Annotated in this window: 20 protein-coding genes; 9 read left to right on the forward strand and 11 right to left on the reverse strand. The window is 62.9% G+C overall.

All coding sequences use genetic code 11. The annotated features are described in order from the left end of the window. Position 1: 1 nt before the first annotated feature. The 4 genes from CWS72_RS05955 to CWS72_RS05970 all read right to left on the reverse strand — a co-directional run bounded on the left by CWS72_RS05955 (position 2) and on the right by CWS72_RS05970 (position 3,826). Positions 2-1,570, reverse strand: a complete 1,569-nt coding sequence (locus CWS72_RS05955; RefSeq protein ID WP_101249657.1) for a formate dehydrogenase beta subunit — start codon at positions 1,568-1,570, stop codon at positions 2-4. Then, complete coding sequence (locus CWS72_RS05960) at positions 1,567-2,067, reverse strand: formate dehydrogenase subunit gamma (protein WP_101249658.1); 501 nt, start codon at positions 2,065-2,067, stop codon at positions 1,567-1,569. Before CWS72_RS05960 ends, CWS72_RS05955 begins: the two co-directional genes overlap by 4 nt. Before the next feature lie 209 nt (positions 2,068-2,276). Next, the gene (locus CWS72_RS05965) at positions 2,277-2,699 is read right to left on the reverse strand and encodes an acyl-CoA thioesterase (protein ID WP_101249659.1); all 423 of its coding nucleotides are present in this window, start codon (positions 2,697-2,699) and stop codon (positions 2,277-2,279) included. A gap of 110 nt (positions 2,700-2,809) precedes the next feature. After that, entirely contained in the window at positions 2,810-3,826 is a 1,017-nt protein-coding gene (locus CWS72_RS05970) for a LysR family transcriptional regulator (RefSeq protein ID WP_101249660.1), read from the reverse strand. Positions 3,827-4,034: 208 nt separating this feature from the next. On the opposite strand from CWS72_RS05970, the gene CWS72_RS05975 reads away from it, so the two are divergent. Then, positions 4,035-4,517 carry an NUDIX hydrolase gene (locus CWS72_RS05975; RefSeq protein ID WP_101249661.1) on the forward strand — a complete coding sequence of 161 codons (483 nt, stop codon included), beginning with the start codon at positions 4,035-4,037 and terminating at the stop codon, positions 4,515-4,517. A 295-nt stretch (positions 4,518-4,812) separates the two neighbouring features. Here CWS72_RS05975 and CWS72_RS05980 read toward each other — a convergent pair whose 3' ends face one another. The 5 genes from CWS72_RS05980 to CWS72_RS27365 form a co-directional block, all read right to left on the reverse strand. Continuing rightward, positions 4,813-5,367, reverse strand: coding sequence for a GNAT family N-acetyltransferase (locus CWS72_RS05980; protein ID WP_158240523.1), 555 nt, complete (start codon positions 5,365-5,367; stop codon positions 4,813-4,815). Between the two features lie 74 nt (positions 5,368-5,441). Next, positions 5,442-5,864 (reverse strand): energy transducer TonB, encoded by a 423-nt coding sequence (locus CWS72_RS27695; RefSeq protein ID WP_158240524.1) that lies wholly within the window; start codon positions 5,862-5,864, stop codon positions 5,442-5,444. 311 nt (positions 5,865-6,175) lie between these two features. Further along, positions 6,176-6,619 (reverse strand): ExbD/TolR family protein, encoded by a 444-nt coding sequence (locus CWS72_RS05990; RefSeq protein ID WP_101249664.1) that lies wholly within the window; start codon positions 6,617-6,619, stop codon positions 6,176-6,178. Further along, positions 6,616-7,275, reverse strand: a complete 660-nt coding sequence (locus CWS72_RS05995; protein ID WP_101249665.1) for a MotA/TolQ/ExbB proton channel family protein — start codon at positions 7,273-7,275, stop codon at positions 6,616-6,618. The genes CWS72_RS05990 and CWS72_RS05995 overlap by 4 nt, the downstream gene beginning before the upstream one ends. Before the next feature lie 11 nt (positions 7,276-7,286). Then, the gene (locus CWS72_RS27365; protein ID WP_146002640.1) at positions 7,287-7,472 is read right to left on the reverse strand and encodes a hypothetical protein; all 186 of its coding nucleotides are present in this window, start codon (positions 7,470-7,472) and stop codon (positions 7,287-7,289) included. Between the two features lie 511 nt (positions 7,473-7,983). On the opposite strand from CWS72_RS27365, the gene CWS72_RS06005 reads away from it, so the two are divergent. The 8 genes from CWS72_RS06005 to CWS72_RS06040 all read left to right on the forward strand — a co-directional run bounded on the left by CWS72_RS06005 (position 7,984) and on the right by CWS72_RS06040 (position 16,869). Then, complete coding sequence (locus tag CWS72_RS06005) at positions 7,984-9,624, forward strand: helicase HerA domain-containing protein (RefSeq protein ID WP_101249743.1); 1,641 nt, start codon at positions 7,984-7,986, stop codon at positions 9,622-9,624. Positions 9,625-10,223: 599 nt separating this feature from the next. Continuing rightward, positions 10,224-11,000 (forward strand): inositol monophosphatase family protein, encoded by a 777-nt coding sequence (locus CWS72_RS06010; protein ID WP_199175556.1) that lies wholly within the window; start codon positions 10,224-10,226, stop codon positions 10,998-11,000. Positions 11,001-11,002: 2 nt separating this feature from the next. Then, on the forward strand, positions 11,003-11,671 hold the full coding sequence (locus CWS72_RS06015) for an aspartate/glutamate racemase family protein (protein ID WP_101249667.1): 669 nt from the start codon (positions 11,003-11,005) through the stop codon (positions 11,669-11,671). Positions 11,672-11,696: 25 nt separating this feature from the next. Continuing rightward, on the forward strand, positions 11,697-12,335 hold the full coding sequence (locus CWS72_RS06020; RefSeq protein WP_101249668.1) for a LysE family translocator: 639 nt from the start codon (positions 11,697-11,699) through the stop codon (positions 12,333-12,335). 209 nt (positions 12,336-12,544) lie between these two features. Next, a complete protein-coding gene (locus tag CWS72_RS06025) occupies positions 12,545-13,510 on the forward strand; it encodes a 2-dehydro-3-deoxygalactonokinase (protein WP_101249669.1) in 966 nt (321 codons plus the stop codon). 19 nt (positions 13,511-13,529) lie between these two features. Next, entirely contained in the window at positions 13,530-14,168 is a 639-nt protein-coding gene (locus CWS72_RS06030) for a 2-dehydro-3-deoxy-6-phosphogalactonate aldolase (protein WP_101249745.1), read from the forward strand. Positions 14,169-14,274: 106 nt separating this feature from the next. Further along, positions 14,275-15,423: a galactonate dehydratase gene (gene dgoD, locus CWS72_RS06035; RefSeq protein ID WP_101249670.1), complete on the forward strand. Its 1,149-nt coding sequence runs from the start codon at positions 14,275-14,277 to the stop codon at positions 15,421-15,423. A 120-nt stretch (positions 15,424-15,543) separates the two neighbouring features. Next, a complete protein-coding gene (locus CWS72_RS06040) occupies positions 15,544-16,869 on the forward strand; it encodes an MFS transporter (RefSeq protein ID WP_101249671.1) in 1,326 nt (441 codons plus the stop codon). Positions 16,870-16,941: 72 nt separating this feature from the next. On the opposite strand, the gene CWS72_RS06045 is transcribed toward CWS72_RS06040, so the two are convergent. Together CWS72_RS06045 and CWS72_RS06050 are read right to left on the reverse strand one after the other, a co-directional pair. Further along, positions 16,942-17,709, reverse strand: a complete 768-nt coding sequence (locus CWS72_RS06045) for an SDR family NAD(P)-dependent oxidoreductase (RefSeq protein WP_101249672.1) — start codon at positions 17,707-17,709, stop codon at positions 16,942-16,944. Then, positions 17,706-18,347, reverse strand: coding sequence for a hypothetical protein (locus CWS72_RS06050; protein WP_146002641.1), 642 nt, complete (start codon positions 18,345-18,347; stop codon positions 17,706-17,708). Before CWS72_RS06050 ends, CWS72_RS06045 begins: the two co-directional genes overlap by 4 nt. Positions 18,348-18,357 lie beyond the last annotated feature (10 nt).

Below are 18,357 nucleotides of genomic sequence, written 5' to 3' on the forward strand. Positions count from 1 at the left end.
GTCATTCGGCCGCTCGGGCGTCCGGTTGCCGATGAAAATCGTCGGGAAAATGCAGAAGCGCGCTCAACACCGGTTGCGGCGTCAGGCCTCCCATGGCGCAGAGCGAGCCATCGGCCATCACCGCGCAAAGGTCCTTGAGCAGGCTGATATTGGCCTCGCGGTCGATGCCGGCGGCGATGCGGTCCATCACCTCGACCCCGCGCACGGCGCCGATCCGGCACGGCGTGCATTTGCCGCAGGATTCCTCGGCGCAGAATTCCAGGGCGAAACGGGCCTGGACGATCATGTCGACGCCGTCGTCGAAGACCACGATGCCGCCGTGGCCGACCATCGCCCCATGGGCGGCGAAGGTCTCGTAATCCTTGGCCATGCCGAACTGATCGGGGGGGATGTAGGACCCCAACGGCCCGCCCACCTGGACGGCGCGGATCGGCCGGCCGGTGGCGCTGCCGCCGCCGAAACGATAGATCAGATCCGAGAGCGAGACGCCGAAGGCCTTCTCGACGAGGCCGCCGCGCCGGATGTTGCCGGCCAGCTGGAAGGGCTGGGTGCCGCGCGAGCGGCCCATCCCATAGTCGCGATAGAAGGCGGCGCCTCTGGCCAGGATCACCGGGACCGAGGTCAGGGTGAGCACGTTGTTGATTACCGTCGGCCGGCCGAACAGGCCTTCGATGGCGGGAACCGGCGGCTTGACGCGGACCACGCCGCGCTTGCCCTCGATGCTTTCCAGCATCGAGGTTTCCTCGCCGCAGATGTAGGCGCCGCCGCCGACGCGGACCTCCAGATGGAAGGTCTTCGGGTGCCCGTGGATGGCGTCGCCCAGCCAGCCCGCCTCATAGGCCCGGGCGACGGCCTGGCGGAAGGTGTCGATGGCGTGCGGATATTCGGAACGGATGTAGACATAGCCCCGCGTGGCGCCGACGGCGAGTGCGCAGATGGTCATGCCTTCGATCAGCAGGAAGGGATCGCCCTCCATGATCATGCGGTCGGCGAAGGTGCCGCTGTCGCCTTCGTCGGCGTTGCAGCAGACGTATTTTTGCGGCGCCTCGGCCTCCAGCACGGTCTTCCATTTGAGGCCGGTGGGAAAGCCGGCGCCGCCGCGTCCGCGCAAGCCCGAATCGGTGACGGTGGCGATCACGTCGGCCGGCGTCATGGTCAATGCCTGATCGAGGCCGCCGCCGCCGCCATGGGCCCGGTAATCCTCGATGGACAGGGGATCTATGATGCCGCAGCGGGCGAAGGTCAGGCGTTCCTGATGTTTCAGGTAGTCGATGTCCTCGGTCGGGCCATGGCCCAGCGGATGGGCGTCGCCTTGCAGAAAACCCGCGTCGAACAGGGAGGGCACGTCCTCGGCCGCCACCGGGCCATAGGCCACGCGCCCTTTCGGCGTCGTCACCTCGACCAGCGGTTCCAGCCACAGCAGGCCCCGCGAACCGTTGCGGACCAGGCGCAGGGAAGCGCCCCGGCGGGTCGCCTCGCGACGGATGGCGTCGGCCACCGCCTCGGCGCCCATGGACAGCGCCGCGGCGTCGCGCGGCACATAGACGGTGACCGGACCGGCCGCCGTCATGGCGTTTGCTCCGGCGCGGCCGTCGACTGCCCGGCCGAGGCCAGGATGGCGTCGAAACGTTCGGGGCTGACCCGTCCGTAAAGCTCGCCGTCGACCATCACCGCGGGGCTGAGCGCGCAGTTGCCGAGGCAAAAGACCGGCTCCAGGGTGAATTCCCCGTCTTCCGTGGTTTCGCCCCAGCCGATCGCCAGATGATGCCGGGCATGGTCTTCCAGGCTGGCCGATCCCATGGATTGGCAGGCCTCCGCCCGGCACAGCTTGACCAGATGGCGTCCGGGAGGCGTGGTGCGGAAGTCGTGATAGAAGGTGATCACGCCCTGGACGTCGGCCCGGGAAAGCGTCAAGGCCTCGGCCAGGAGCGGAATCGCCTCGGGGGCGATGTGGCCGAATTCCACCAGCAGGGCATGCAGCGCGGGAAGCAGCGCCCCCGAAGTGTCGCGATAGTCGTCGATGATGGCCCGCGCCCGCTCGGCGCTCCAGGCGGCAAATCGTGGCATCGGCTCTCCCGTCCCGGGCCGTACGTCCGCCTTTTTCCGGTATGGAAGGGCGGTGATCCTTGTCGTTCGCGGATCCGACGGCGATTGCTAGGGCAGGTTGGGAGCGGTGGGAGCTGTTACAATTTTAATTTTCACATGCCGCAATAGCACAAAGCTATCAATCGATCACTCTGCGTCTTCTGCTGGCGGCCACGGCCCGTTTTTCGGTTTTAGCCGGGCCTTTGGGCTTCCGTCGGCAGGAAGATGGCAACAATGTCGCGCGCCAGCCGAACAGGTTTTTTGGTGACGGAATCCAGGCAGCACCAGCAGCTTTTCACCTCCGCCAGGACCTCGTCGCCGTGATGGATGATCGTTTCATAGAAGGCGCGGGCGCCCTGCAGTTTTTCCAGGACCACCCGGACCACCACATGATCGTTGAGAAAGGCGGGATGCCGGTAGCTGATCTCGTGTTTCAACGCGACCCAAAGATGGGCCGCGGCGACATCCTTCGGGGCGAGGCGGTACCAATGCCGCAGCACTGCCGCCTGCACCCATTTCAGATAGACGGCGTTATTGACGTGGCCCATTTCGTCGATGTCGTCCGCGGCGACATCGACGTCGTATTCGTAGGTTTGGATTGTTTGAGATGTCATGGCTCGATCCTCGAAAGGAACGCCGGCAGATTGCCGCAAGCAATCATAGACGCTCTTACCCGGCCTGTTAAGGCTCCCTATTGGCTAAGAACGTCGGTATATTATTATAACTATATGATTTTACTAATAATATTATCATGTGAGATATTTGTTTTTTCAACTTTCCGATAGCGGTCGGGCAATAGGGCCGGGCTATCGATACCCGCTTTCATCAATGCCTGTCGGGTCATCTCGGCGATGCGGCGCGGGACGTCGTCCTCGGTCAGCGTCTTGGCCAGGGCCAGCGCGCTGGGGATGGCGGGGGTCCGGTCGGCATAGACCAGTCCGACCACATGGGCGATATCGGGTCCGGTCAGATGCAGCGCGATCAGATTGTCGCCCGGCGGCCACAAGGCCACCAGCTGACCGGGAATGATGCTGGACCACGGGCCGTGGCTGACCATCGTGCAGAGATTGATCAGGGAATTGGTTTCCATGGCCGGGCGCACCGCGCATCCCGCCATCCGGAAGGCGGATTCGACGATGCGCCGGTTCTGCATGTCCGGGGTCAGCAGGCAAAGCGGCAGGCCGGCGGCCTCCGTCCAGGTGAGCGAAGTCCGTCCGCCGAAGATGCCGGAGCGCTGGGTCAGCAGAAAATAGTGTTCGGAATAAAGCGCCGCCATGCGGACATTGACCAGGGCTTCGTTGTCGAGATAGGTCACGGCGGCGTCAAGGGAGAATTCGTCGAGGCCCCGCTGGATATCGCGCGAACTGGAAGAAAGGATCTGCGTCCTGACATGGGGATGGCGGGCCGAGAAGGGGGTCACCAGATGGGCCACGGCCGGAAGCGCCGTCGGAATGACGCCGATTCGGACGACGCCGCTCAAGCCCTGGCCGAAAGACCCCAGTTCCTGGCGCAATCCCGCGCAATCGGCAAGAATTTGCCGGGCGTATTCAAGGACCTTCTCTCCTTCCGGCGTAAACCCCTGGAACACGCGGCCGCGAACGACGATGGGGACGCGCAGATCCTGCTCCAACTGCCTGATGGCGTTGGACAGGGTGGGTTGCGAGATGTGAACCGCCGCCGCCGCCCTGCCGAAATGCCGTTCGCGGGCCAGCGACAAAAGATAGCCGAGCTTGCGGATCACGCGGCGCGGCTGTCTTGGATCTGGTTGGTCATGTCGTCATCTCCCCGAATTTTCCAGAGAGATGGGGAGAGGTCGCAGGCTTTGCTACCGGTGGGGTGCATATGATCCGTCTAAAGTCGAAAAGGCGGCTTCGATATGACAATTTTGTTGCGGGAACGGGTGATCGCGGGGATAAGGCCGGACAGGGCCATATGGACGAAGCGGAACCATGGGCGACGGAAGAACGAAAGAGAAGTTGTTCCAGCAATATGCGGCACTACCGTATGCGGTACGGGATGGCGAGCTGATGGTCGCCCTGATCACGTCGCGGCAGAGCGGGCGCTGGATCATTCCGAAGGGGTGGCCGGAAAAAGGTCTGTCGGGCCATGAGGTCGCCGCTCGCGAGGCCTTCGAGGAGGCCGGACTGGTCGGCGAGGTCGATCTGGTCCCCTTGAGTTCCTTCCGTTATGCCAAACGTCTTGACGGCGCCGTTCGCAAATTGTGCGAGGTCGAGGTCTATGCCCTGGCGGTGCATCAGGTGCTCGACGATTGGCCGGAACGCCACCAGCGACAACGCGAATGGCTGACGCCGGGACAAGCCGCCATGCGGGTGACCGATGCCGGCCTGATCCAGTTGCTGCTCGACCTTACCGATTACGGCGAGGAAGAGGCGGAAAAACCCGTCGGTTTGTCGATGATCCGCTTCCGGTAAGGGCCTGTTATAAATTATCGAATCAACCGGCCTCCAGCCGCTTGAGGACATTTGGCCAGCTTCTCTTCGTTCTCTTATGGTTCCTGTGCGCTCCGGCTTTTGATTAACCACCAAGGCACCAAGACACCAAGGTGGCGGAGCGTGCCACAGGCATTTTCCCGTCCCGTCATCGGCTGTCGGCCGTATGCCTGCGGCGCAGATTGGCCGCCGCCGACCGATCCGAAAGACGCCTTGGTGTCTTGGTGCCTTGGTGGTTCAAAATATCCGGGGTTGCCTAAGGTCTCGTCCGTTCCTCTCACGGACCGGTCGAGCGGTCACCGCTGCGGACCCACTGGTCGAGCGTGGCGGAAAGGTCGTCCCAACCATAGCCCAGGGCGTCGACCAATCGGCCATCGAAAGGGATCTGCCGGTTCATGACCAATCTGGCCCCCAGCCGTTCATAGAAGAAACGGGCCGGATTGGCCCGCAGCACCCAGACCAGGGCCGACGGATAGTTCGAGGCCACGAGATTGGCCATCAGCGCCAGCAGCAGTTGCCGGCCGATTCCCATTCCCTGCGCATCCGGCGTCACATAGAGCATGAAGACTTCGCCCTTGTAGGGCAGGGCGGGATCGCGCTGGCGGCCGCATTGCCCATAGCCCAGCAACCCTCGTTCGTCACCGTCCCACACGACGATTCCCCTGGGCCAGCGGCGTAGTTCCGCCGTCCAGGAGGTGGTGAGCCGGGCAACCGACATGTTCAAAAGGGATTTGTCGGTCAGAATGCCGGCATAGGTTGTCTGCCAGGTTTCGACCTCGATGCGGGCTATCGCCGGAGCGTCGAGGAGTCTCGCTTTTCTAACGCCGCTCATGGTCCCCTCCTGGTCGGTCAGCATAGCACAAGTCGGAATAGGCCTCATGGGGGAGGAAAGGCCCCCAACCCCATTCACGGCCGCTGGAGAGAGAATTCGATGGGCACCTGCAACCGCAAACGATTGCCGGTGATGGATTCGGGGAACGGTGGAAAGGTCGTTCGCCCGATCATCTCGCCGACCTCCCCGTCCAAGGCGGGATAGCCCGATCCCCGAACGATTTTCCACGTCGTCACCTGCCCCGATCGGTCAAGATCGAACGCTAGCAGAACCGTTCCTTCCTGACCGTATTTTCTGGCCGCCGAGGGATAACGTTTGTTCCTTTCGATCCGTGCCCGCACTTGGCCTATGTAATCGGCCGGCGGGCCGCCCGCCGCCGAGGCCAGGGCGGGTGGCGCGGAAGGGGGCGGCGCGGCGGTCTCGCCGTCGGGCGTGGCTGGGGCGAGACGCGATTGGGCTTGCGATGCCATTTCCGTCTGCTCCTGGCTGGTGGACAACGGAGTCTCCGTAGCGGCTGGCGCCGGCCTGGGATTTTGTCGTTTCGGAAGCGCGGGCTTTAGCGGTTTCGAAATGGGTTTTGGCGGCGCGGGATCCGGTTTCACCTCAGGTTTCGGGGCTTCCTCCGGTGCCTTGCCAGGCTTTTCCTCACGTATGTCGGGCGGGAGCATCGCCAGTGACAGCTCGATTCCCGGCACGGGCAAGGGCGGGGGGAAAACCGCTGCCCGACCGAAAAGGAACAAAATTCCCGCCACATGTAGAAGGACGGACGCCGGCAGCGGCCAGCGGCGGCGCCAGGGCGACGGTTTCATCAGGGCTCCGGCGGCGCGTTCGGGGGAAGCTGGCCCTCGGCGACCAGGGAAAGGCGCGCCACGCCGGCGCTTCCGACCTTGCCCAGCAGATCCATGATCCTGCCGTAGTCGATGGTCTTGTCGGCACGGACATAGACCACGGTCTCGGGATCGGCCTTGATCGCCATCGACAGTCGTTCGGACAGTTTGTCCGGGGCCAGCCGCTCCTGGTCGAAAAACAATCCGCCATCCTTGTCCAGGCTGACCACCACCGGTCTTTGCGGCTTATGGACGGTCTGGGCCGTCGTTTTCGGCAGTTTCAACGGCACGCCCACCATCATCAACGGCGCCGCCACCATGAAAATGATCAGCAGGACCAGCATCACGTCGATGAAGGGCGTGACGTTGATTTCGGAAAGCAACGGCGTCTTGGCGCCGTACCAGTCCTCCAGCGGGTCGTTCATCGCGCCGCTCCGTTCGGGGCGGTGCCGCCATCCATGCGGCGGACCATGCGGCCGATGGCCAGGGCCAGGCGCCGGGCCAGGCTACCGAAATCGGCGGCCAGCTTGTTGTAGGCGATGGAGGCCGGAATGGCGGCGGCCAGGCCGACGGCGGTGGTCGACAGGGCTTCGGCGATGCCGGGCGCCACCACCGCGAGACTCGTATCGTTGGCCGAGGCGATGGCGGCGAAACTATGCATGATGCCCCAGACAGTGCCGAATAATCCGATGAAGGGCGCCGAGGAGCCGATGGTGGCTAGGTAGGGCAGGCGGGTTTCCGATTTGACCAGCGTTTCATACATGGCGTCGCGCATGGCCCGCTCGATGCGCTGCCGCCGTTCCGAGACGCTTTCACCGGATTTCGTCTCCTCCGCCTCCTCTTTTCCGGCGAGGGCGATGGCGCCGGCCAGTCCGTTCGCCGGCAGACCGGCCAGGGACCCGCCGGTCAGGCTTTTTTCCAGGGCCCGGGTCTGGCGGGACAAGCCAATCAGCAGCACCGCCTTTTCTAAGATGATGCTCCAGCAGAGCACCGAGCAGAGGGCTAGAATGACGAGAACCGCCTGCACCACGCCGGTGGCTTGTTGAAAGATCGTCGTCAGGGAAAGATCGATGGGGGACATGGCGCAAACTTTCAGCGGGAAGGGCGGAAGGGCAGCAATACCGGGGCGAAGGTTTCCACCGGTTGTCCGTCATGTTCGAAGGACAGGCGTTTCAGCGGTACGCCGTAAAGCGCCGCCAGATTGGTTTCGGTGAGGGTTTCGCAGCCGGTCCTGGTCGTCAGCAGAACGCGGGGCAGTCGGATAACCTGGACGGACACCTGCTCCGCATCGGTCCACGCGGGCGTTCGTTTCCGTTGGCGGCGAAGCTGAAAGCCTCTCACAATCGTCATATATCCGAAGAACATATCGATTCGATAAACCAGCAAAATACTGCGGTCAAGTTTGATTTACCGTATACGGAATACGACATGTTTGTTATTTTTAGTACAAACAAATAAATGTATTTTATTTTTTCGTCGTAAATATGAGTTTTTACAAAAAATTAGTGTCATTATATGAATTATTTATATAATAAATTTTTATTTTTGTGGTGCGATATTCTTCTCATTTCTCATTAAGTAATATCCCAGTGAATCTCCTTCTGCCGAACCATTGGGAGGGGTGGAGCCAACCCCGGAAAATATTCCGGAAATGCTTTTTCCGGATCCGATCCGGAGCGTCGGTGTGATGAACATCCTCGTCGGCTGCCACGCTTTCGGGTATAGGAGGGGCCCGGTCGCGGGCATCGGAATCGACCGCGGCCGAATAGGTAAGGATTTTGAACAAGCAATGACGGTTCGTATCGACATGGGGGTGACGACGTCGGGTGCGACGGCTAACCTCGATCTCGAGGAATTGCTGGCGACACGACTGCTGGTTCAGGGAAATTCCGGTTCGGGAAAATCCCATCTGCTACGCCGTCTGATCGAACAGAGCGCCCCCTGGGTGCAACAGGCGATCATCGATCCGGAAGGTGATTTCGTCAGTCTGGCCGACGCTTTCGGCCATGTGGTGATCGATGCCTCGAGCTTGACCGAAAATGCCCTTCAGATGGTGGGCGGACGTGTCCGTCAGCATCGCGTCTCGGTCATCCTCAACCTGGAAAATCTCGACGCCGAGGCGCAGATGCGCCATGCGGCGGCATTTCTCGGCGGCCTTTTCGATATCGAAAGGGATTACTGGTTTCCCATGCTGGTCGTCGTCGACGAGGCGCAGATGTTCGCGCCCTCCGCCGCCGGCGACGTGTCGGACGAGGCGCGCAAGGCCTCGCTGGGAGCCATGACCAATCTGATGTGCCGCGGCCGCAAGCGCGGACTGGCCGGCATCATCGCCACCCAACGGTTGGCCAAGCTGGCCAAGAACGTCGCCGCCGAGGCGTCGAACTTTCTGATGGGGCGGACCTTTCTCGATATCGACATGGCCCGCGCGGCCGATCTTCTGGGCATGGAACGCCGTCAGGCCGAGGCGTTCCGCGATCTTCAGCGCGGTCATTTCATCGCGCTCGGTCCGGCGCTGGCCCGGCGGCCGTTGTCCATCCGCGTCGGGGGCGTGACCACCCAGCCTCGCGCCGTCAGCCCCCATCTGCTGCCGCTGCCCGAAACCCCGCGCGAGGATGCCCGCGACCTTTTGTTCCAGCCGGGGCAGGGCGAGGCGCCCCGCTATTCGGCGCGGCGTCCGGTCGGCATGTCGACCAGCGAAATCCTCCAGCAGTTGGCCCATTCCCGCCCGCCGGCCCGGCCGCCCGTCCCGCCGACGCCACCGGCCGAGATCACGGAGGAGGGGGGCGAGCGCATTGCCGGCGATGTCGATGACGACAGCGCATCGCCAACCGCTTCGTCCGAAGGTGAAAGCCATCGGGCAAAGGTTGCTTCGAAGCCGTCCGCGTCCGAACCGGCGGCGGCGGGGCGTGAAGGCTATGACGGGGTCCTGGCCGACCTGCTGGGCGATCAGGATGCGGTTTTTCGTTCCGTCTCGGTGCTCTATCAGGATTTTCTGGTGCGGTGCCGGAAGCATGGATTGAATGGGCGCATGCTTGATCTTGTGGCTTTTCGCCGGAAGCTCGCCGGTGCGCGGGCCGGCGCGGCCACCGCCGGCTATGACGAGGCGACGGCCCACGACGAGACCGACGGCGAATGGCAAAAGGCCCTCGATGTCGCCGCCGGTTTGGCGGAGGATGTGCACGGCGTATTCCTGCTTCTGGCTCGCACCGCCCTGGAAGGAAGGGATTGCCCGTCGGATCTGTTGATCGCGCGCGCCCTGGGCAGCCGTTCGCCCCGCCGGGCGCGCAGCATGGTCGGCTACATGGAGCAGCGTGGGCTGATCGTCTGCCGCGAGGAAATGGACGGCAGTCGGGTCATCGTCCTGCCCGGCCTCGATTGGCAGACCGCTCCCGGCGATCCCTCGGCCCTGGATGACGTTGCGGAAGAGTAACGAATCGGCTCGTGCGTCGCCTCTATTGGAGTGGTGATCACGACCAAAAACCGTCATTGGCGGGTTTGATCCGGCAATCCATGGTTGCATAGATCGACCGACATCATTTGAAGCGGGCACGTGGATGCCCGTGTCAAGCACGGGCATGACGACCTTTGGTGGTTAAACTCGGCCCAATTTTTCCTAAATATTGAGGGCAAAATCCGTGCCGGACAGCCGTGTGTCGCCGCCGCTGTCAACAAAATCGAAACCTGAGTTCGGAGCCTTGGCCGCCTGGAGCAACGTTCATCTGCGCCCATCTGTGTCTATCTGTGCTCCTTTTGACAAGACCCCGGTCCCGGACCGGGCCTTTGGGCGCGGCCCGATTGGCCCCGGGATGACCCGCCGGAATCGATCATAAGGAAACACAGATCAGCACAGATGCGGATCGAAGTGGACTGCCCCCCATGCCTGAGACACGAAACTACGGCCAGACTGAACTTGAGCGGCGTTTCTTACGCCGCCCGGCCAGACAGTCCCACCCGTCAACCTGAACAGGTTGCCATGGCGATTGTCCTGCCCCCTTGTCTTCCACCAGGTTTCATGTTTCAACGGAAGACATGCCGAACATCGATCCCCTCCGCGTCGCGACCATCCTGGGTGAAATTAGCGCCGAAGTCATCCTTCCGCGCTTTCAGAAGCTGGCGTCGGGCGACGTGCGGGAGAAGGGGCCCGGCGATCTGGTGACCATCGCCGACACCGAGGCCGAGGCCGTTTTGACCAGGCGTCTGGGCGCGCTTCTGCCCAGCTCCCGCGTGGTCGGCGAGGAGGCGGTCAGCGCCGACGCCAAGGTGTTGGGGCATCTGGATGGCGAGGATCCCGTGTGGATTCTCGATCCGGTCGATGGCACGGCGAATTTCGTCAAGGGCAGCAAGCGGTTCGCCGTCATCGTCGCCTTGGTGGTGGCGGGGCGGACGATGCAGGGATGGATCCACGATCCCATGGCTGGCCGCACCACCATCGCCGAACAGGGAGGCGGCGTCTGGCGGGACGGCCGGCGGCTGGGCATCGCGGCGGCGGGGGCGTTGGCCGGCATGACCGGAGCGGCCGGATATCGCGGCACCGCGCGACTGGCCGCCGAGGTCGGCGGCCTGCTCTGCCAGGGCAGCGCCGCCCATGATTATCTCGATCTGGTCGATAACAAGCTGCAATTCGCTTATTTCCGCCGCCTGCATCCCTGGGACCATGCGGCGGGCGTTCTGCTGCATGCCGAGGCCGGTGGCTACAACGCCCTGCTGGATGGCCAGGCCTATCGGCCGGTGCCGACCCCGGGAAGCATTCTGCTGGCGCCCGATCGCCCATCCTGGGACCGGTTGGCGCAACTGATCGGGGCTTAAGGGTGAGGACGTCGCGGCGTCCTCAGCGGATCCTTTTGATCAACCCCAACAGCTCGTCGGCGACGACGGAGATGATGCTCGCCATCGCCGCCGGGACGGCCGGCGGCGACTTCGAGGTGACGGGAGCGACTGCCACCCGAAGCCCTTCGATGATTACCCATCCCCGGGCTCTCGCCGCCTCCGCCGCCGAGGTGATTGAAATCGCGCGTGCGAACGCGGAAGACCATGACGGCATTATCGTCGCCGCCTTTGGCGACCCCGGATTGACCGAAATTCAAGCGGAAATCCGCATCCCGGCCGTGGGTATCGCCGAGGCGGCGATGTTTGAAGCCTCTGAAAAGGGCCGGAAATTCGGCATCGCCACCACAACGCCGGACCTGACGGCCGCCATGGGCGCGAAAGTCGCCTCCCTGGGCCTGCTCGCCAAATTCAGCGGAATCAGGCTTACGCCGGGCGATCCCCATGACCTTGTTGCCCATCCCGAGCGATTGCAGTCGGCTTTGGCCAAGGTTGTCGCCGATTGCATCGACGTCGATGGAGCGGAGGCCGTGATCATCGGCGGCGGTCCCCTGGGGCAGGCGGCCCTTCATCTTCAACCGATGTTTTCAATACCGATCGTGGCGCCGATCCCCGCCGCCGTCAGGTGGATAATAAAGCTGATCAGGCGGTAGTAATTCGGCAAAAAGGAGCCTGCCCATGTCCGCGTCACTCGCTCTCTTCGGCATCCTCGGAGCACTTCTGGTCGGAGCCGTTAGTCCTGGCCCGAGTTTCGTTCTGGTCTCGCGCATCGCCGCCAAATTCTCCCGCATGGACGGCCTGTCGGCGGCCGCCGGCATGGGGCTTGGAGGAGCGATCTTCGCGACTCTTGCCCTGCTAGGTCTCACCGCCATTCTCACGCAGGTCGAAGGGCTTTACCTTGCCCTTAGGGTGTTCGGCGGCCTCTACCTTGTTTATCTTGGTATCCGTACCTGGCGCGGCGCTTCCGATCCCATAGACATCCCTGATTCGACCACGGTTCCTCCGGCGTCCACCCTGCGGTCGTTCGCCATTGGGCTCGTTACTCAGCTCAGCAACCCGAAGACGGCCGTCGTCTACGCCAGCATCTTTGCCGCTCTCCTGCCCCCCTCGGCTCCATTGTGGCTACTCCTGGTCCTCCCGCCCTTGGTCTTCACGCTTGAAGCGTCGTGGTATGCGATCGTGGCGCTTGCCTTTTCGGCACAGGGGCCGCGATCCGTCTATCTACGCTCGAAAAGCTGGATTGATCGGGTCGCCGGATCTGTCATCGGCGCCTTGGGTGCGCGTCTGATCTCCGAGACCTTTCTCTCACGGAACTGAACCTGAGAGTGGTGGCATTTGCCTCTCCATCATCGTAAATCCCATATAATGGGATTGATGTTTATATATTGAACTATCGCCGTCACCCTGATATTTTTCCTGACCATCAGGATAAGGGAGGTTGGCGGCATGCCCGGAACAAACGGTCGGCGGCGGAACCAGCGGTTCGATAAAAAAGCGTCGTGTTTTTCCCGGAAGGGGGACGTGCGATGAGCGCGTCGGCCCGATTGATCGCTCTCGATTGGGGCACATCCTCCTTGCGGGCTTATCTGCTGGGTGATGGCGGCGCGGTTCTTGACGAGGTTTCCCTGCCCTGGGGCATCATGGCGACGCCGGACGGCGATTTCGCCAAGGCCCTGGAAACCGCGACCGCGCCATGGCGGCGGGTCCACCCCGATCTTCCGATGATCGCCGCGGGCATGATCGGCAGCGCCCAGGGGTGGCGGCAGGTCCCTTACGTTTCCTGTCCGGCGGGCCCGTCCGAATTGGCGGCGGATATCGGCCGGCAGGCGGCCGACCCGAACATTCCGCTGCCGATCGTGCCGGGAGTATCCATCGATGGCGACATTCCCGACGTCATGCGCGGCGAGGAAACGCAGGTTTTAGGCGCCCTCCATCTGGCGCCCCACTTGTTTCACCGTTCCCTGTTGGTGATGCCGGGAACCCATTCCAAATGGGTCTCGGTTCAGGATGGCGCGATCACCGATTTCACCACCTATCTGACCGGGGAATTGTTCGCCGTCCTGGCCAGGCATTCGATCCTCGGCCGTCCGGCAATCGAGGCGGCCAGGGACGTGCCGCCCGCAAACGCGCCGGTCTCGTGGGACTCCTTCGAGCGGGGTGTGCGGATGGTGCGCGATACGCCCTCGCGCGGACTGTCCTCCCTGTTGTTTTCGGCACGAACGCTGGTGTTGGCCGGTCGCTTGGCGCCATCGGACAGTCTTGATTACCTCTCCGGTCTGGTGATCGGCGAGGAGCTTCGCGGCGCTCTCGCCCCAAGGAAGGCCGGGGATGGGGGGCCGCTCGCCCTGATCGGCGAGAAGACGCTGTGTGAACGCTATCGGCGGGCGCTCGTCCTGTTCGGCATCGCCGAGGCGCCGATCATCGCCGGAGCCTCGGCCGCCGGGCTGTGGCGAATCGCCGCCCAATCCTTTCCCCATGTCGCATGCGCATAGACGCGTGCCGGAGGTGTCCATGACCATCGACGTCAATGATTATCTGAACCGCCTGCCTCTCATCGCAATTCTCCGGGGAATCACGCCGGACGAGGCGCTGCCCGTCGGACATGCCCTGGTCGAGGCCGGGTTCGTCATCATCGAGGTTCCCTTGAATTCGCCGGATCCCATCGAAAGCATCCGACGCCTGCAGGAGGCCTTCGGCGCCACCTGCCTGATCGGCGCCGGCACGGTGATGTCCCCGGCCGGGGTGGCCGAGGTCGCCGGTGCCGGCGGGCGCCTGATCGTCATGCCGCACAGCGATCCCGTGGTGGTCAGGGCGGCCAAGGCGGCCGGACTGGTCTGCCTTCCCGGCGTCGCCACGCCCACCGAGGGCTTCGCCGCCCTGGCCAACGGCGCCGACGGATTGAAGCTGTTCCCGGCCGAGCAATTGGGCACCGCCGTGGTCAAGGCCTGGCGAGCGGTGTTCCCGAAGCAGACGCATCTGATGCCGGTGGGCGGCGTCACGCCGGAGAACCTGGGCTCCTACGTTGCCGCAGGCGCCGACGGCTTCGGCCTCGGCGGGGCCCTGTACATGAAGGGGTTGAGCGCCGCCGAAACCGGCGAGAACGCGCGGGCTTTCGTCGCGGCCTGGCAAAGGACCGGCCGCCGGGTTTAGGGGCCTGTTGATAAATTATCGAATCAACAGGCGCTTAAGCCCGAGCGGTGATTGAACCTTGGGTACCGTCACTCATTCAGACGAAGAAACGAAAAAGAGAGACATCATGAAAATCACCAAGATGACCACCTACATCGTTCCTCCCCGGTGGTGTTTCCTGAAAATCGAAACCGACGAGGGCATCGTCGGCTGGGGCGAACCGGTGCTGGAGGGCCGCGCCGCCACGGTAGCGACAGCCGTCGAGGAGCTTTCCGATTATCTGATCGGCAAGGATCCGTTCCTGATCGAGGACCATTGGACCGTGATGTATCGCGCCGGATTCTATCGCGGCGGCGGCATCCACATGAGCGCCATCGCCGGTATCGACCAGGCGTTGTGGGATATCAAGGGCAAGGCCCTGGGCGTTCCCGTCCATCAGTTGCTGGGCGGCAAGCTGCGCCAGAATATCCGCGTCTATTCCTGGATCGGCGGCGATCGTCCGGCCGATACCGCCAAGGCGGCGCGCGAGGTGGCGGCGCGCGGTTTCACCGCCGTCAAGATGAACGGCACCGAGGAGATGCAGATCGTCGACAGCCACGCCAAGGTCGATGCCGTGCTCGAACGGGTGGCGGCGATCCGCGAGGCGATGGGGCCGCATTTCGGCATCGGCGTCGATTTCCACGGCCGTGTGCACCGTCCGATGGCCAAGGTGCTGGCCAAGGAACTCGAACCCTTCAAGCTGATGTTCATCGAGGAGCCGGTGCTGAGCGAGCACTCGGAAGCCCTGAAGGAAATCGCCAATCATTGCAGTACGCCGATCGCGCTCGGCGAGCGGCTGTTCTCGCGCTGGGATTTCAAGAAGATCCTGAGCGAAGGCTATGTCGACATCATTCAGCCCGATCCATCCCACGCCGGCGGCATCACCGAGACCCGCAAGATCGCGGCCATGGCCGAGGCCTACGACGTCGCCCTGGCCCTGCATTGTCCCCTGGGACCGATCGCCCTGGCCGCCAATCTGCAGATCGATGCCGTCAGCTACAATGCCTTCATCCAGGAACAAAGCCTGGGGATTCACTATAACAAGACCAACGATCTCCTTGATTATCTTAAGGATCCCAAGGTCTTCGATTATAGCGACGGTTTCGTGGCCATTCCCGACGGGCCGGGGCTCGGCATCGAAATCAATGAGGAGTTCGTCGTCCGCCAAGCCGCCATCGGGCATCGCTGGCGCAATCCGGTCTGGCGGCATGCCGACGGCACATTCGCCGAATGGTAACGATAAAACAATGACTTAAAAGAAAGTCCTGTTGATCGGGGTCCGTCATCGCCAGCGATTGGCGAAGCGATGATGGCCCCCCTTCGATCAATAGCGAAGCCTTCTAAAAGGAGAAAACCCATGTTGGAACCTGGTCGGCTGGCGGCCGGGCAGGCGCCCACGCGCGCCCGCTTCATCATTATGCTGCTCCTGTTCGCCACCGTGGTGCTGAATTATCTCGACCGTGCCAATCTTTCCATCGCCGCCCCGTTGCTCACCAAGGACCTGGGCGTCGATTCGGTCAAGATGGGTCTGGTCTTTTCGGCCTTCGGCTGGACTTACGCGATCTGCCAGATCCCCGGTGGCTGGCTGGTCGACCGCTACGCCCCCCGGCGCTTCTATGCGCTTCTCATCCTGCTGTGGTCGATTGCCACTTTCGCGCTCGGCTTCGCCGGTGGATTAACGGCGCTTTTCGTCCTTCGTTTGGCGGTCGGCGGGTTGGAAGCCCCATCCTTTCCGATCAACAACCGCGTGGTGACCACTTGGTTCCCGGAACAGGAACGCGCCACCGCCATCGGCTTCTATACATCGGGGCAATTCGTCGGCCTGGCCTTTCTGACTCCGGTCCTGGCCTATCTGCAGGCCAATTTCGGCTGGCATATGGTGTTCGCCGTCACCGGTGGCATCGGTGCCGTGTGGGCCGTGGTCTGGTTCCTCGTCTACCGTGATCCCAGGCATTTCAAGGCAGCGAACGCCGCCGAGATCCAGTTGATCCGCGACGGGGGCGGCCTGGTCGACCTCGGCGAGCAGACCGGCGTCAAGCCCAAGTCGGCCTTTTCGCTGCGCGATCTCGCCACGGTGTTGAGCAGCCGCAAGCTGTGGGGCATCTATTTCGGTCAATATGCCCTGACCTCGACCCTTTGGTTCTTCCTGACCTGGTTTCCCACCTATCTGGTGCAATACCGGGGTATGAGCTACGTCAAGGCCGGCTTCCTCGCCTCCTTGCCCTTCCTCGCGGCCTTCTGCGGAGTGCTTTGCTCGGGCTTGATCTCCGACTTTCTGGTCCGCAGGCAATGTTCTCTCGCCCTGGCCCGGAAGACGCCGATCGTTTGCGGCCTGTTGCTGTCCACCTCGATCGTCGGGGCCAACTTCGTCGACAGTCCGGCTCTGGTCATCACCTTCATGACCGTGGCCTTCTTCGGCAACGGCCTGGCGTCGATCACCTGGTCGCTGGTGTCCGCCATCGCGCCCAAGCGGCTCCTGGGCCTGACCGGCGGCGTGTTCAATTTCATCGGCAATCTGTCGGGAATAACCGTGCCGATCATCATCGGCATCCTGGTCAGCGGCACCGATTTCTCGCCGGCCCTGACCTATATTTCGGTGATGGCCCTGTTGGGAGCCATGTCCTACATCTTCATCGTCGGCCGCGTCGAGCGGCTGCCGGATACGGGGGAGAACCTCGGATAGGGGCCTTTCGAGGCGAAGCGGCGCGGGCTAAACGCCCACGCCGCTTGCTGTTTCAGGCGGACAGGGACCCGATCACTTGCCTTCGCGATGGACGGCGAAGGGCGAGAACGCCTGATCGACCGGCATGATTTCCAGTTCGTTGATATTCATATGCGCCGGCAATGCCGCCACCCAATGGATGCATTCTGCGATGTCGTCGGCGGACAGCGGCTTCATGCCGGCATAGACATTGTCGGCCTTGGAGGCGTCGCCGCGGAAACGGACCACCGAGAATTCGGTCTCGCACATGCCCGGCTTGATGTTCGTCACGCGCACCTTCGACCCCAACAGTTCGGCCCGCAGATTGAGCGAGAACTGCTCGACGAAGGCCTTGGTGCCGCCATAGACGTTACCGCCGGGATAGGGATAGGTGCCGGCCACCGAGCCCATGTTGATGATATGCCCGCGCTTCCTTTCGACCATGCCGGGCAGGGCGGAGCGGGTACAGTACATCAGGCCCTTGATGTTGGTGTCGACCATGGCGTCCCAGTCGTCGAGATCGGTCTTCGGGGCCATCTCGAGGCCGACCGCCAGGCCGGCGTTGTTCAGCAGGACGTCGATTTGGGCGAAATCCTTGGGCAGGGTGGCGAAAGCCTCGGTCACCGCCTCGCGATCGCGGATGTCGAGGGCGAGCACATGCACGGGCACCTTCAATTCGCTTTTCAGGGCCTCCAGGCGGTCGGCGCGCCGCCCGAGAAGGACGAGGCGGGCCCCGTCACCGGCGAATCGCCGGGCCGCCGCCGCGCCGAAGCCTGACGTGGCGCCGGTAATGAAAATGGTGGCGGTGGAAAGATCGGTCATTTCTGCTCCTGCTTCTGGGAAGGCCACACCCCTTCGCGCTGCATGACGAAATGGGGCGGTGGGGAAAACGCGTTCTGGATGGTCCAGATATAAACCTGGTAGCGGCCGAAAGGTTTGACCTCCGAGGCATTATGCTCCTTGACCAGTCCATCGGCGACGATGCGGAATTCGCCTTTGACGTCGAGCCCGAGCGTCGTCGCCTGCTGGGCCTCGGACGGCTTCATGGTGTGGCCGTTGACGATGACGCGCCCATCCGGTTTCGAAACGATTTGGATGATGATGGCGTTGCGCCGCACGAAGGTGACCATGTCGTTGTCGTCCAGGTGACCTTCCCGCTGATATTCGACCCTGAAACGGCCCTTGCCAAGGGATTCGACTTTTTTGAAATGCGAATCGCGCTGCAGATCCTTTTGGATTTCGGCGACCTTGGTCGGGATTTCGGCCGCCGGAATGCTGTTTTTCTGGATGTCGCGGTAAAGCGGCGCCCAGATCAGATCGCCCCAGAAGGCGATGGCGTAATCGCCGGTTCGGCCGAGGCGGATTTCCGACTTGAAATTGTCCGGCACGTAGCAAGCGGACAATGCCAGAAGCAGGGCGCCCGCCAGGGCGAGAAATCCCTTTCGGCGCCTGCTCCACATGAAGAATTTC

Source organism: Telmatospirillum siberiense (genome assembly GCF_002845745.1).
Taxonomy (GTDB): domain Bacteria; phylum Pseudomonadota; class Alphaproteobacteria; order Rhodospirillales; family Magnetospirillaceae; genus Telmatospirillum; species Telmatospirillum siberiense.

What these genes read in the sequence shown, in the direction of transcription:
- CWS72_RS06020 (WP_101249668.1), top strand. Translation starts at nt 11,697, where the DNA reads ATGTCCGCGTCACTCGCTCTCTTCGGCATCCTCGGAGCACTTCTGGTC.
- CWS72_RS06030 (WP_101249745.1), top strand. Translation starts at nt 13,530, where the DNA reads ATGACCATCGACGTCAATGATTATCTGAACCGCCTGCCTCTCATCGCA.
- CWS72_RS05955 (WP_101249657.1), bottom strand. Translation starts at nt 1,570, where the DNA reads ATGACGGCGGCCGGTCCGGTCACCGTCTATGTGCCGCGCGACGCCGCG.
- dgoD (WP_101249670.1), top strand. Translation starts at nt 14,275, where the DNA reads ATGAAAATCACCAAGATGACCACCTACATCGTTCCTCCCCGGTGGTGT.
- CWS72_RS05960 (WP_101249658.1), bottom strand. Translation starts at nt 2,067, where the DNA reads ATGCCACGATTTGCCGCCTGGAGCGCCGAGCGGGCGCGGGCCATCATC.
- CWS72_RS05995 (WP_101249665.1), bottom strand. Translation starts at nt 7,275, where the DNA reads ATGTCCCCCATCGATCTTTCCCTGACGACGATCTTTCAACAAGCCACC.
- CWS72_RS05975 (WP_101249661.1), top strand. Translation starts at nt 4,035, where the DNA reads ATGGGCGACGGAAGAACGAAAGAGAAGTTGTTCCAGCAATATGCGGCA.
- CWS72_RS05980 (WP_158240523.1), bottom strand. Translation starts at nt 5,367, where the DNA reads ATGAGCGGCGTTAGAAAAGCGAGACTCCTCGACGCTCCGGCGATAGCC.
- CWS72_RS06050 (WP_146002641.1), bottom strand. Translation starts at nt 18,347, where the DNA reads ATGTGGAGCAGGCGCCGAAAGGGATTTCTCGCCCTGGCGGGCGCCCTG.
- CWS72_RS05990 (WP_101249664.1), bottom strand. Translation starts at nt 6,619, where the DNA reads ATGAACGACCCGCTGGAGGACTGGTACGGCGCCAAGACGCCGTTGCTT.
- CWS72_RS05965 (WP_101249659.1), bottom strand. Translation starts at nt 2,699, where the DNA reads ATGACATCTCAAACAATCCAAACCTACGAATACGACGTCGATGTCGCC.
- CWS72_RS06045 (WP_101249672.1), bottom strand. Translation starts at nt 17,709, where the DNA reads ATGACCGATCTTTCCACCGCCACCATTTTCATTACCGGCGCCACGTCA.
- CWS72_RS06005 (WP_101249743.1), top strand. Translation starts at nt 7,984, where the DNA reads ATGACGGTTCGTATCGACATGGGGGTGACGACGTCGGGTGCGACGGCT.
- CWS72_RS06010 (WP_199175556.1), top strand. Translation starts at nt 10,224, where the DNA reads ATGCCGAACATCGATCCCCTCCGCGTCGCGACCATCCTGGGTGAAATT.
- CWS72_RS06025 (WP_101249669.1), top strand. Translation starts at nt 12,545, where the DNA reads ATGAGCGCGTCGGCCCGATTGATCGCTCTCGATTGGGGCACATCCTCC.
- CWS72_RS06040 (WP_101249671.1), top strand. Translation starts at nt 15,544, where the DNA reads ATGTTGGAACCTGGTCGGCTGGCGGCCGGGCAGGCGCCCACGCGCGCC.